The 12804-nt window shown below is 59.4% G+C and carries 13 protein-coding genes; 7 read left to right on the top strand and 6 right to left on the bottom strand.

Going from position 1 to position 12804, the window contains the following annotated elements; genetic code table 11:
- The first annotated feature begins 487 nt into the window (after positions 1 to 487).
- Positions 488 to 733: a hypothetical protein gene (locus GOW56_RS02305; RefSeq protein ID WP_117868858.1), complete on the top strand. Its 246-nt coding sequence runs from the start codon at positions 488 to 490 to the stop codon at positions 731 to 733.
- A gap of 45 nt (positions 734 to 778) precedes the next feature.
- On the opposite strand, the gene GOW56_RS02300 is transcribed toward GOW56_RS02305, so the two are convergent.
- Positions 779 to 2323 (bottom strand): trimethylamine methyltransferase family protein, encoded by a 1545-nt coding sequence (locus tag GOW56_RS02300; protein WP_171204817.1) that lies wholly within the window; start codon positions 2321 to 2323, stop codon positions 779 to 781.
- A gap of 401 nt (positions 2324 to 2724) precedes the next feature.
- Between GOW56_RS02300 and GOW56_RS02295 the strand changes: the two genes are divergently transcribed.
- Positions 2725 to 3255, top strand: coding sequence for an outer membrane protein (locus GOW56_RS02295; RefSeq protein WP_254447139.1), 531 nt, complete (start codon positions 2725 to 2727; stop codon positions 3253 to 3255).
- Between the two features lie 8 nt (positions 3256 to 3263).
- Here GOW56_RS02295 and GOW56_RS02290 read toward each other — a convergent pair whose 3' ends face one another.
- Together GOW56_RS02290 and GOW56_RS02285 are read right to left on the bottom strand one after the other, a co-directional pair.
- Positions 3264 to 4451 (bottom strand): pyridoxal phosphate-dependent aminotransferase, encoded by a 1188-nt coding sequence (locus GOW56_RS02290; protein ID WP_171204816.1) that lies wholly within the window; start codon positions 4449 to 4451, stop codon positions 3264 to 3266.
- A 56-nt stretch (positions 4452 to 4507) separates the two neighbouring features.
- Positions 4508 to 4852 (bottom strand): MmcQ/YjbR family DNA-binding protein, encoded by a 345-nt coding sequence (locus GOW56_RS02285; RefSeq protein ID WP_171115769.1) that lies wholly within the window; start codon positions 4850 to 4852, stop codon positions 4508 to 4510.
- A gap of 218 nt (positions 4853 to 5070) precedes the next feature.
- Between GOW56_RS02285 and cysS the strand changes: the two genes are divergently transcribed.
- From cysS to GOW56_RS02265, 3 genes are read left to right on the top strand one after another with little or no spacing between them, the layout of a single operon-like run.
- Entirely contained in the window at positions 5071 to 6468 is a 1398-nt protein-coding gene (cysS, locus tag GOW56_RS02275) for a cysteine--tRNA ligase (RefSeq protein ID WP_171204814.1), read from the top strand.
- Positions 6468 to 8102 carry a citramalate synthase gene (gene cimA, locus GOW56_RS02270; protein WP_171167987.1) on the top strand — a complete coding sequence of 545 codons (1635 nt, stop codon included), beginning with the start codon at positions 6468 to 6470 and terminating at the stop codon, positions 8100 to 8102. Before cysS ends, cimA begins: the two co-directional genes overlap by 1 nt.
- A gap of 2 nt (positions 8103 to 8104) precedes the next feature.
- Positions 8105 to 8881, top strand: coding sequence for a squalene/phytoene synthase family protein (locus GOW56_RS02265; protein ID WP_171205025.1), 777 nt, complete (start codon positions 8105 to 8107; stop codon positions 8879 to 8881).
- Here the strand turns inward: GOW56_RS02265 and GOW56_RS02260 are convergent, their stop codons facing one another.
- Positions 8882 to 10108 carry an MFS transporter gene (locus GOW56_RS02260; RefSeq protein WP_152458078.1) on the bottom strand — a complete coding sequence of 409 codons (1227 nt, stop codon included), beginning with the start codon at positions 10106 to 10108 and terminating at the stop codon, positions 8882 to 8884. It abuts the gene before it with no gap.
- Between the two features lie 97 nt (positions 10109 to 10205).
- Here GOW56_RS02260 and GOW56_RS02255 point away from each other — a divergent pair, with 97 nt between their 5' ends.
- Both GOW56_RS02255 and GOW56_RS02250 read left to right on the top strand, forming a co-directional pair.
- Entirely contained in the window at positions 10206 to 10838 is a 633-nt protein-coding gene (locus GOW56_RS02255; RefSeq protein ID WP_171204813.1) for a DNA-3-methyladenine glycosylase, read from the top strand.
- A complete protein-coding gene (locus GOW56_RS02250) occupies positions 10835 to 11500 on the top strand; it encodes an alpha/beta hydrolase (RefSeq protein ID WP_171204812.1) in 666 nt (221 codons plus the stop codon). Before GOW56_RS02255 ends, GOW56_RS02250 begins: the two co-directional genes overlap by 4 nt.
- Before the next feature lie 45 nt (positions 11501 to 11545).
- Here GOW56_RS02250 and GOW56_RS02245 read toward each other — a convergent pair whose 3' ends face one another.
- Positions 11546 to 11971, bottom strand: coding sequence for a VOC family protein (locus GOW56_RS02245; protein WP_171204811.1), 426 nt, complete (start codon positions 11969 to 11971; stop codon positions 11546 to 11548).
- Positions 11972 to 12003: 32 nt separating this feature from the next.
- Complete coding sequence (locus tag GOW56_RS02240) at positions 12004 to 12609, bottom strand: rRNA large subunit pseudouridine synthase E (protein ID WP_171204810.1); 606 nt, start codon at positions 12607 to 12609, stop codon at positions 12004 to 12006.
- Positions 12610 to 12804: the final 195 nt, after the last annotated feature.

The raw sequence follows: 12804 nt of genomic DNA, 5'->3' as shown, positions 1-12804 counted from the left end.
CCGACCCCGACGAATACGAAGAAAGGACACAAGACTTACCGGATGTCCTTTCTTCACTCGGCCGACATGCCCGTGTTGGCCGGGAACAGGGTGGGGCGGAATATTTGCTCCCTCCCACTCTTTCACGGAACGGGTGCGCTCGTTCCATGCGACGTCCAGGCCGCAGGCAAAAAAACACCGGGCGGTCAACGAAATGAGCCTGGATGGCGAAACTGACAGGGGGCTTCGGCCCCCTTTCTTTTTTCGCGTGGTTGACCGGATAAGCGCAGTCTTGCCGGATCAGACAATGCCTTTCGGGCATGTCCCGCCGAAATGGGTCTGGCAAGGTTTTGCCCGGCGGTGCTTCGCGACTCCGACTCGGTCAAACACGCAAGGATTGGCGCGATTTCCTCCCGATCGCGCAAAACGGGTGACGCCTGCGGCTGTTGCGGTGTTTCTGGGGCCTGTCCGGACGAAGACATAATCAACCTATCCAGGAGGCACCAAAATGAAACCGCAGTACTTGATTGGGATTTCCATCGCTGCTCTGACCCTGCCGGGAGTGCTCTCGGCGCAGTCCTCAACCGATGCCAATGGCGATGGCGTTCTGACCATCGAAGAAATCCAGGCCGTGTTGCCCGACGTCGACGCCGACACTTTCTCGGCGATGGACGCAAACGGCGACGGGGCGCTGGATGCTGATGAAGTGGCCGTTGCGCAAGAGGCAGGTTTGCTTCCACCCAGCAACGGGTAAACAAGAAAGGGCGGCCCGACACTCATCGGGCCGCTTTTTCAGATGCTATAACGGCAAGTGAATGTTGAATTTTTCCCGAATCTCTGCGTCCAGAAGCGGGTCGAACCGGGCCGCCGACGGGGTGGACAGGATTTCATTCTTTCGGGCCACTGCCTTTTCAACCAGATCCGGTTTGCCAAGCTCCACCCACTCCTTGGGGGACGAGCGGTCACCAAAGGTCGGATAGACATAGTCGGCCTGCATCCGGCTGAGGGTCGCATCGGTGCCCAGATAATGACCGGGGCCGCCCATGCACACGGATGCGATCTGATCCAAAGCCAGGGTTTCATCGGTCACTTCGATCCCGCGCACACAGCGCAGTGCCTGACCGATCAGGTCGTCGCTGAGAATGAGGCTTTCAAAGCAGAAACCCAGCAGCGAGGCGTGCATGCCAGCGGCTTCATAAACCATGTTCAACCCGGACAGCCCCGCCATCACGTTCGAGCACATCTGTTCCCACCCGGCCTGCATGTCGGGCAGCTTCGAATCTGATGCACCGGCCGCCGCACCCCCAGGCAAGTCGTAGAAACGGTGCATCTGGGCGCAGCCTGCCGTCAGCAGAGCTTGTTCTCCGGAACCGATGGACATTGCGCCGGTCCGCAGATCAAGACCAAAGGGCCAGGTGCCGAAAACTGCGGGCGCGCCGGGACTTACGGCGTTTACATAAACCAATCCCGCAAGGCATTCCGCCGTGGCCTGGGTGATTGCTCCGGCGATGGTTGATGGCGCGGTGGCGCCGGCCATTCCGGCTGACAGCAACAGAACCGGCATTCCGGCCTTGATGCATTCCTCCATCACTTCGCAGCTTTCAGTGGCGAATTTCATCGGAGGGACGACGAAGCAGTTCGAGTTCGACACGAAAGGTCGCTCGCGATATTTGTCCTCGCCGCCCGCGATCATGTAGATCATCTCCATTGCGGGGGCGACGTGGCTGGGTTCCGTGAAGGACGTGCCGATATGTTTGAACGTTCCCGAGCAACTTGCGTAGATCGTGTTCAGGTCCATTTCCAGGTTGTCGGCGATATCGCGACAGACCATGGGGCGCTGAACAAAGTGAATATTGTCAAGCTGTTGGCAGATGCGTGCGGCATCGTGCAAATCCTGAACGGTTGAATCACGATACTCGCGACCATGCACGTCGACCATGGAAACGGCGGCACCAGCCGTGCCGTAATGTACTTTGGTACCGGTCAGGTCCAGATCGGTTTTTCCATCGCGGCTGTACAATGTGACCTTGCGGTTCGCTTTTGCGATCGTGTCTTCGACAAGGGCACGGGGAAAGCGGATGCGGCCATCGTCGCCCAATGTGCAGCCTGCACCGACCAGATAGTCGATTCCGCTTTGCGGCGCGTCTGCCAGACCAATGGTTGCCAATGCGGTCAGGGCGGCCTCGTGGATACGTTCGATCTGTGCCTGGGTCAGGACATTCAGGACACCGCCTTCCATACCGGGGCGCACGGGGCGCAGATGTTCAGGCAATGCGGTTGCACGGGCAGCGCGACGCGCAGCGCGACCGCCGCTGCGCGATGTGTTGCGGGATTGGTCGTTCATTTCTTTTTCCGATCTGTGAGAGATGTTTGGGGAACTGGCAAATGGCCGCTTACGGCCGTCCTCTCGCTGCACGCCCCCGGTCCGCACCAATGGTGCGGCTGATCAGGCTGATTTTCCAGTCGTGGTCAGTCATTCCGCCTCTCAACGTTTGGCGCAACAATTCCAAAACACGGCGACGCAATCTGTTCTGTTTGCGACCTCAACGGAATTTACTTCAGCAAATATCTGCCCAACAAACCTCTGACGGAACTCTAAGGCAGATTTTCTCCCCCGAGGACAGAAATCTGTTATACTGCATTCACTTACTCTTGAGCTTTGCGTGCAAGGAATTGAACTCTGACAAAAGCGATCCCAGTTGAATTATAAGTTAACACATGATCTGAAGCCCGAGTGAAATCGCGTTGAAACAGACTTTTGAACTTTTTTCTGTCCTGATTGTCGTGGCTCTGACGGCCAGCGCCGGCCAGGTTTTGGCAGAGGATTGGACAGGGGGGTACGTTGGGCTCAGCTTTGGGTACGCGGATGCGGATGGACCGGGCGGATCAAGCGGGGATGACACCGCCTTTGGTGCGCATGTAGGCTATGATCAGGATTTCGGGGCTTTCGTTCTGGGCGGTGAACTTGAATACAACCGACTTTCCCTGAATCTCAGCCAGTCTCAGGGCAGTCTGGACAGCATGACCCGATTGAAACTGCGTGGCGGGTACGATTTCGGCAGCGCGCTGGGGTATGTCGTCGTTGGTGCGGCACGGGCCGAAACATCCGTCGACAGCGATACCGCCGCTGTTTACGGGATCGGCATCGCTTATCCGATTGGCGACAATTTTGTCATCAGCGGTGAGGCGCTGCGGCAAGATTTCGATGATGTCACCCGATCCACCGGTGGTCTGGATTCCAACGTCTTCAACCTGCGTACAACGTTTCGTTTCTGACAACAGGCTTATTCAGCTGCGTGCTGCCTCGCAAGTTGCGACGCAAATTTGCACAGCGTTTTCAGCGCAACCGCAAAGCGTTCATCGGCCACAGTCATGGCCACCCGTATGTGCCCGGCAGCGGCCTTGCCGAAGCTTTCGCCGGGCATGACGGCAATCTTGTGTGCGTCCAGCAGCGCGTTGGCAAACGCGTCCCCCGACATCCCGGTCGCGCGGATATCCAGCATCAGATACATGGCGCCCTGCGCGGGGACGAGGCCGACGATGTTTTGCGAGGCCAGAATATCCATGGCCAAGGCACGGCGGCGGCGGAACGGAGCAGCGATTTTTTCTTCAAGTTCAACACCCGCGGTCAGCGCAAAACTCGACGCGTCCTGTACGAACCCGGGAACGCCGTAGGTGGTGTGGGTTGCCAGATTGATCAGATGGGCGATGACCTCTTCGGGGCCGACGACCCATCCACAACGCGACCCGGTCATGGCGTGGGACTTGGACATGGATCCAACCACAAGCGTTCGCTCTGCCATGTCGGGCAGCGCACGCGGAGAAAGATGTTCACCGTCCCAGACCTGCGTGTCGTATACCTCATCCGAGATCAGCCAGAGATCGCGCCGTTTGCACACGTCAGCGACCGCCCCCAGCGATTGACGGGAATAGACCACGCCGGTCGGATTGTTCGGCGTGTTGATCAACAACGAAACCGCGCCTTCAGCAGCGGCATCGATCCGCTCGGCCTGGGGCTGGAAAGCGTCATCGGTCGGGGTTTGAACCGCACGTGCCACGGCGCCAACACCCCGAATCGTGCCGGGATAGGTGGCGTAGTACGGGTCGAGATACAATCCGACATCACCGGGATCGCAAACGGCCATATGTGCCGCGAACAGGGCGGCTTGCCCGCCGGGGGTGATCAGAACGTTGTTCCGAAAGGTCGGAACGCCAGTGCGGGTCTGAACCCGCGCGGCGACGGTGTCGCGCAGCAGGTCCGTGCCGGGCACCATCGCGTAACCTGTATGGCCGTTGCGGGCCGACAGCTCCATCGCCCGAAGAATCGAAGGGTCGGTTCGGGTGTCATGTTCACCGATCGTCAGTTCGGTTACGGCTTGTCCTTCACTCAACATCCGGCGCGCGCGATAGAACACGTCCCAGCCATCGCCGCCGCCGCCGGTGATCTGCGTGATGCGTTCAGACAATCTCATGAAATCGCCACTGGTTGCTTTGCGCTGAATGGGGCAGAGCAGTGGCCGTTTGTCAATCAGCTTCGCGGCGCCAGCGTCGCCTGAAGCTTTTTTGTCAGCGATGCGCGTACGAGGTCATAGGAAACCGTCAAACGATGGCGCAGCTCCTCGGTCTCGGCATCAAACGGCAGGCGGACCCAGCTGCGGTGAAAATAAGGGGCTTTCACCGCGACACCGGCATCAATCAGCATCTGAGCCGTCTCCGCATCGGGTGTTTTGACGGAAACACCGTCATTTGCAATTCCGATACAGGCAAACATCTTGCCGCCTACTTTCCACGCGTCATGACCGCCGCCCCATGGGTCTGACAGTTCTGCACCGGGAAATTCCTTGCAGATGGAATTAATGAAGTCTCGGTCCATGACGGGCACTCTGCCGGACCCGGTGAACAAACTCAACGCTTGGCTTGGCGGGGTTCCCATGCTAACCGAGGGGCATGAACCCGGTGACCTGCATCATTATCTGCTGCATTACCTGCTGATTTATCAAGCGGGCCGGTTTCTTTCGTTTTCATCCCTGAGACAAGTTGCTAAGCCCGCGCCAACGCGCAAGCCTTTGCTGTTTTCTAGGAGCCCGACCGATGACGACGATCAAGCTGCACAACACGCGGACGCGGACGAAGGAAGATTTTGTACCGATCGACCCTGATAACGTGCGGATGTATGTCTGTGGTCCGACGGTCTATGACCGCGCCCATCTGGGCAATGCCCGCCCGGTGGTCGTGTTCGACGTTCTTTATCGTCTGTTGCGCCATGTCTATGGCGCAGAGCACGTGACCTATGTGCGCAATTTCACCGACGTGGACGACAAGATCAACGCCACGGCGCTGGCCCGCAAACAGGCGGGCGCGGAAGGCACGCTGGAGCAATTGGTGCAGGAACGGTCGGATGAGACCATCGGCTGGTACCTGCATGATATGGGCGCTTTGGGCACGTTGGAGCCGAACGAGATGCCGCGCGCGACCCAGTTCATCGCGCAGATGATCGCGATGATCGAAGACCTGATCGCCAAGGGTCATGCCTATGCCGCCGAAGGCCATGTTCTGTTCGCGGTGGATAGCTGGAAAGAGAGCTACGGTAAGCTGTCGGGGCGCTCGGTGGATGACATGATCGCCGGCGCGCGGGTCGAGGTGGCGCCCTACAAGAAGAACCCGATGGATTTTGTCTTGTGGAAACCCTCGACCGATGAACTGCCGGGCTGGGACAGCCCATGGGGGCGGGGACGTCCGGGCTGGCACATCGAATGCTCGGCCATGAGCTATGAGTTGCTGGGTGAGAGTTTTGATATCCATGGTGGCGGCAACGACCTGATGTTCCCGCACCACGAGAACGAGATCGCCCAGAGCAAATGCGCACACCCGCACGGTGAATTCGCGCGGGTCTGGCTGCATAACGAGATGTTGCAGGTCGAAGGCAAGAAGATGTCCAAATCGCTGGGCAATTTCTTTACCGTGCATGATCTGCTGGAGCAGGGCGTTCCGGGCGAAGTGATCCGCTTTGTCTTTTTGCAGACGCATTATCGCAAGCCGATGGACTGGACTGAGAAAAAAGCCCGTGAGGCGGAGCGAACCTTGCGCAAATTCTACGCGCAGGCCGCGCAAGGGGTTGGTTATGGCGAGCCGCATCCTCAAATCGTTAACTTTTTGGCCGACGACCTGAACACAGCCGGTGCTATCGCCGAACTCCACCAGTTATCCATCGCTGACGATGTCGTGGGGTTGAGATATTCTCTGCAATTTTTGGGCTTGTTGGGCAAAGATGTCCCGTCGTGGGCTGACACGGCGTCCGTAGACCTGAGTGCGCATGCAGATCGCTTGGCGAAGGCGCGCGTATCTGCAATGGAAAACAAGGATTTCTCGGAGGTCGACCGCCTCAAGGCGGCGTATGTTGCGGCAGGGCTTGAGGTTCGAATTAGCAAGGAAGGTGTTGAACTGGTGCCGGGCGCCGGTTTTGATGCCGCCAAGCTGGAGGAGGTCTGATGACCAGAGAACGCCTCTATCTTTATGACACGACGCTGCGTGACGGGCAGCAGACCCAGGGTGTGCAGTTTTCGACCGCTGAAAAAGTGCAGATCGCACAGGCGCTGGACGCATTGGGGGTGGATTACATCGAAGGCGGCTGGCCCGGAGCGAACCCGACCGATAGCGCGTTTTTCGAGGCGGCGCCAAAGACCGCGGCCCGGTTGACGGCCTTTGGCATGACCAAACGGGCAGGGCGCTCGGCCGAGAATGACGATGTGCTGGCTGCGGTGATGAATGCGGGTACGCAGGCCGTCTGTCTGGTTGGCAAGTCGCACGATTATCACGTGACCCATGCGCTTGGCATTTCGCTTGAAGAGAACACGGAAAACGTTCGTGCTTCGGTGGCGCATATCGTGGCGCAAGGGCGCGAGGCGCTGTTCGATGCCGAACACTTCTTTGACGGGTACAAGGACAACCCCGAATACGCGACACAAGTTTGCCGGGCCGCGCTGGAGGCGGGCGCGCGATGGGTTGTGCTGTGTGACACCAACGGTGGCGCGTTGCCGTCCGAGGTCGGGCGGATCGTGTCCGAAGTGATCGCGGCCGGTCTGCCGGGTGAACGGTTGGGTATTCACACCCATAACGATACCGAGAACGCGGTGGCCTGTTCTCTGGCAGCGGTCGAAGCAGGTGCGCGGCAAATTCAGGGAACGCTGAATGGTCTGGGGGAACGCTGCGGCAATGCAAACCTGACGGCGCTGCTCCCGACATTGCTGCTGAAAGAACCCTACGCCTCGCAGTTCGAAACCGGCGTCAGCCTTGACGCGCTGGCCGGGCTGACCCGCATCAGCCGCATGTTGGACGATGTCCTGAACCGGGTTCCCAGCAAGCAGGCGGCGTATGTGGGCGCGTCGGCTTTTGCGCATAAGGCGGGGTTGCACGCCAGCGCGATCCTGAAGGACCCATCGACTTACGAACATGTGGACCCGGCGAGCATAGGCAATGAACGTATCATTCCGATGTCGAACCAGGCGGGTCAGTCGAACCTGCGCAAACGCCTGACCGAGGCGGGGCTGAGCGTCAAAGCCGGTGATCCCGCATTGGGCCGCATCCTTGAACGGATCAAGGATCGTGAAGCGGTTGGGTATTCCTACGACACCGCGCAGGCCAGTTTCGAACTGTTGGCGCGGGATGAACTGGGGCAACTGCCTGAGTTCTTCGAGGTCAAACGCTACAAGGTCACTGTTGAGCGTCGGAAGAACAAATACAACAAGATGGTCAGCCTGTCCGAGGCTGTCGTCGTGGTCAAAGTGGACGGTGAAAAGAAACTGTCGGTTAGCGAATCCATGGACGACTCCGGAAACGACAGGGGGCCTGTGAACGCGCTGGCCAAGGCTCTGGCGAAGGATTTGGGCCAATACTCGCAGGTTTTGTCAGACATGCGCCTTGTCGACTTCAAGGTCCGTATCACCCAGGGCGGGACCGAAGCGGTGACACGCGTCATCATCGACAGCGAAGACGGCCAGGGGCGGCGCTGGTCGACCGTTGGCGTAAGCGCGAACATAGTTGATGCGTCCTTTGAGGCGCTGCTGGATGCGATCCAGTGGAAATTGGTCCGTGATTGCGATCCGCAAAAGGCAGCGGCCGAGTGAGTGTGACCTTCGACGATGATGTCAAAGCCTGCGCCGCGTTGGTACAGCGTGCGGATCCTGATCGGTTCCGGGCGACGATGGCTGCTCCGGTCGCGGCCCGCGTGGTTTTGTTTCCGATCTATGCGTTGAATGTTGAAGTCGCTCGCGCGCCATGGGTGACGCAAGAGGCCATGATTGCCGAAATGCGGCTGCAATGGTGGCGCGACGCGTTGCAGGAGATTGCAGAAGGGGCCGCGGTGCGGCGGCACGAGGTGGTGACGCCTCTGTCGCGGGTCCTGTCGCCGCATCTGGCAGGCGTTCTGGATGAATTTGTTGCCGTAAGACGTTGGGATATATACCGGGATCCGTTCGAGGACCAGGAACACTTTGACGCCTATATCAACCATAGTTCCGGATCTCTTTTCGTCGCCTCGGCGCAGGCGCTGGGTGCGGCGGATGAAAACGTGTTGCGCGATTTCGGGTACGGAGTCGGTGTGGCAAATTGGTTCCGCGCCATTCCCGAACTGGAAAAGCGGGGGCGCATACCTTTGCTTGATGGTACGACGGGCGGCGTTCAGAAACTGGCCCAATCCGCTTTGGACCGATTGCGCAAGGCGCGATCAAAGCGGGGCGACATCGCACCTGAGGCGCGTCCCGCGCTGTATGCGGGTTGGCTGGCGGAACGAGTTCTGAAGCAGGCCATCGCCCAACCCGAGCGGGTGGCGGCAGGAACGCTTGAGCCAGGCGAAATGCGTCAGCGACTGTCGCTGATGTGGACCGTCGGCAGCGGGCGCTGGTGATCAGACCCTTTCGGGATCGGCCGGGCGCAGAACCAGCCACAGCAATGCGCCACCTGCCAGTGTCAGCAAAGGGATCATGGCCAGGTTGACGGCATTCCACCCCTCGATCGCGGATCCGCCCGAGCAGTTCATCAACCCGCCCGAGGCCAGCGATGCCAATGTCACACCGCCAAACACCAACAGGTCATTGAGGCCCTGCATCCGTCCGCGCTCTTGCGGTTCATGCGACGCGGCCAGCATCGTGGTCGCGCCGATGAAGCCGAAATTCCAACCAATGCCCAGAAGAACAAGGGCGACAAAAAAGTTCCCCAATTCGACGCCTTGCAGCGCAACCACCCCTGATGCGGCAAGTATGGCCAAGCCCAGAGCGACGATCTTTTCAACGCCAAACCGGGCGATCAGGTGCCCGGTAAAGAAGCTGGGGACATACATTGCCAGCACGTGACTTGTCACGATATCCGCCGCGTCATTGGCAGAAAATCCACATCCGACAACGGCAAGCGGCGTCGAGGTCATGACCAGATTCATCAACGCATAAGACACCATGGCACAGATGATCGCGACGGCGATGCGGGGTGTTTTCAGCAACTCGATCCGTGACCGCCCCTTGGGTTCATCGGCCGCAGGTTTCGCAGGTGTCGGGATGTCGAGAAAGAAGAACAGCGCCGAGCCCAGAACGTTGATGCCGATTACGGCCATATATGTTCCCAGAAAAGGGATGACGTATGCTTCAGACGTAAGCTTCACGATCTGAGGCCCGATGATGGCGGCCGCCAGCCCGCCGGCCATCACGTACGAAATCGCTTTTGGACGGTAGTCGTCTGACGCAGTGTCTGCTGCCGCAAAGCGATAGAACCCGTGTGCGCTCATGTAGATGCCGGTCAGCAGGCTGCCGACAAGAAAGATGGGGAACGAGCCCAGAAACAGGCCATAGGCCCCGATCAACCCGCCCAGTGCACCGGCCGTTGCCCCGACAAGGAACCCCACGCGACGGCCCCATTTTTGCATGATGGCCGAGATCGGCGTGGCTGCCAGCATCGATCCCAGAACGATCAGGGATATCGGCAGCGTCGCTAGGCAGGGGTTCGAGGCCAGCGACTGACCTGCAAGCCCGCCGACGATGAACATCATCGGCATCTGCGCGCCCAGAATGGCTTGGGCAGCCACCAGTACGGCCACATTGCGTTTGGCCTGCCGGTCGTCCGGAAGGGTTGAAATCATCGTCATGGGCGAATGGTTATCGGCTAAGTGTTTGCGGCACAAGCGGGTTGCATCTGCGTCACATGCGCCTAACCTGCCCGAAACAAAAGAGCAGGGAGGCCGCATGCCCGCGGGCCGCATCATCGAAACATCGGACTGTGTGGCCGAAGGGGCCGAGTGGCTGGCCAAAACCTGTCCGCGCATGGCGTATGCGATGGATCAGACCGGCCCCTTGCCGCTGCGCCGCCGCCCCGATGGGTTTGCGCAATTATTGAGTGCAATTGTCAGTCAGCAAGTCAGCGTGGCTTCGGCCAATGCGATCTGGAAACGGCTTCAGGATGCAAGGTTGACCGGCCCGCGCAAGATCCTGTGGGCAACGGATGATGATCTGCGGGCAGTTGGGCTGAGCCGACAGAAGATCCGATATGCGCGGGCACTGGCCGAGGCACGTATCGACTATAAGGAACTGCGCGATGCAACTGACGCCGATGTCGTCGCCATATTGACGCAAGTTCCGGGTATCGGTGTCTGGACAGCCGAAATCTATGCCATGTTCTCACTGGGTCGCGCAGATGTCATCGCACCCGGTGATCTGGCCCTGCAAGAGGCGGCGCGCATCCTCTATGACTTGCCTGAACGTCCAACGGACAAGGAGCTGCGCAAAATGGCCGAGGCCTGGTCGCCCTGGCGTTCGGTTGCGGCACGGGTGCTGTGGGCCTATTACCGGGTTGCAAAACAAAGAGAAGGGATCAGATGACACGGGTTTTGAATGCGCTCCGGAAAGAGCCTGTTTCGGGCGACACGCGCTCGGTCGTGGTGTTCGTGCATGGCTATGGTGCAAACGGTGCCGATCTGCTGGGATTGGCCGATCCGCTGGGCGAACACCTGCCGGACACGTTGTTCGTGGCCCCCGACGCCCCCGAGCAGATCCCCGGAATGCCCAACGGGTATCAGTGGTTCCCGATTCCGTGGATCGATGGATCTTCCGAAGAAGAAGCCCGCCGGGGCATGGAAATGGCTGTCGAGGACTTCAACGCCTTTCTGGACGCGCTGATGGTGGACGAAGATGTTCTGCCCGAACAGGTTGTGCTGTTTGGCTTCAGCCAGGGCACCATGATGAGCCTGCACGTTGCGCCGCGGCGGGAAGATCCCGTGGCCGGGATCGTAGCCTTTTCAGGCCGTTTGCTGGAACCCGATCTGCTGGTGGATGAAACCGTCAGCCGGATGCCTGTCTTGCTGGTGCATGGCGACGCTGACGACGTCGTTCCCCCACAGTCCCTGCCGGAAGCGGTCGAAGCCTTGCAGGCTGCCGGCTTCAAAGAGGTCTATGCCCATGTCATGAAAGGTACCGGGCACGGTATCGCCCCGGATGGGCTGAGCGTTGCGCTGGCCTTCATGCGCGACAAGCTGAGCCTTTAGTCTTTGGAACCTGATCAGCGGAGCGCCCATGCGTTCCGCACCGGATCAAGCCCACAAGTGGCCTTCGGCGAACTCGACCGAGTTCCCGGCCGGGTCGCGCACATACAGGGACCGTACGCCGCCGGGCCAGACAAACTCGGCATCTACCGGAATATTCCAGTCCAGAAGGTGTTTGCGCATCACTGCGATTTCATCTCGTGACAGCACAAGACACACATGTCCGGGGCCGCGCGCGCCGTGGGGCGGAACCGGCATGCCGGGGTCGAGCGGCGGTTGTTCGGTCTGATCGGGATTGAAAACCAGCAGGACCGATCCGCCGATGCGATAGAATACATGGCGGTCAGCGACACGTTGGATGCGTTCGAGCCCAAGAACTTCGCCATAAAACTGTTCTGCCGCGTCCAAATCATCAACATAGAGCGCCGCTTCCAGAATGGCCGAAGGGGCCGGGATGTCAGGCGTTTTCTTCATGACCCCAGTTTAGCAGATCGGGGCAGGGTCTGTCACCGGCGTGGGCGACGGTCGCGCTTGCGTTGGGGGGCCGCGTTCAGTGTCGGCATTGGCAGACGGTCCCAGTGCCCGGGCTCAAGATCATCCAGGGTCCAGTCTCCGATGCGGTACCGGATCAGGCGCAGCGTCGGCAGACCAACTGCCGCTGTCATCCGGCGCACCTGTCGGTTTTTGCCTTCACGTATGGTCAGTTCAAGCCAACTGTCCGGTACTGTCTTGCGTTCACGGATCGGTGGGGTGCGCGGCCAGAGCGCCTCGGGTTCGTCGATCTGACGAGCTTTCGCAGGGCGGGTCAAACCATCCTTCAATTCGACCCCGTTGCGAAGCGTTTTCAGGGCAGCCTCGTCGGGGGTGCCTTCAACTTGGACCCAATAGGTTTTGGCCATCTTGTGCTTTGGGTCAGAGATCTGGGACTGCAACTTCCCTTGATCCGTCAGCAGCATCAAACCTTCACTGTCACGGTCTAGTCTGCCCGCCGGATAGACGCCCGGCAGATCGATGAAATCGGACAGCGTGCTGCGCGGGCTGTCCGTATTGGCGCGGTCGGTGAACTGCGGCAGAACATCATAAGGTTTGTTGAAGCGAATGAACCAGGACATGATCTGCGCATAGCCTGAAGATCGCCCCCGGTGCAAGCTGTGGATAACTGTCATGTGCCTGTTACGGATTCGCGTTACCCCGTCTGCGACATATTGTGGAAAATCAGGGCTTGTCAGAGTTTTAACACGATATATAGTTACAAAAAGACCGGGGCGGGTGCTCCCCGCTCTGGTGTCACAAACGGGCAGCTGAGA

The organism is Ruegeria sp. HKCCA0235A (assembly GCF_013033235.1).
Lineage (GTDB): Bacteria > Pseudomonadota > Alphaproteobacteria > Rhodobacterales > Rhodobacteraceae > Ruegeria.
The sequence above is the reverse complement of the archived record's forward strand: the minus strand, read 5'-3'. Positions and strand labels throughout refer to the sequence as shown.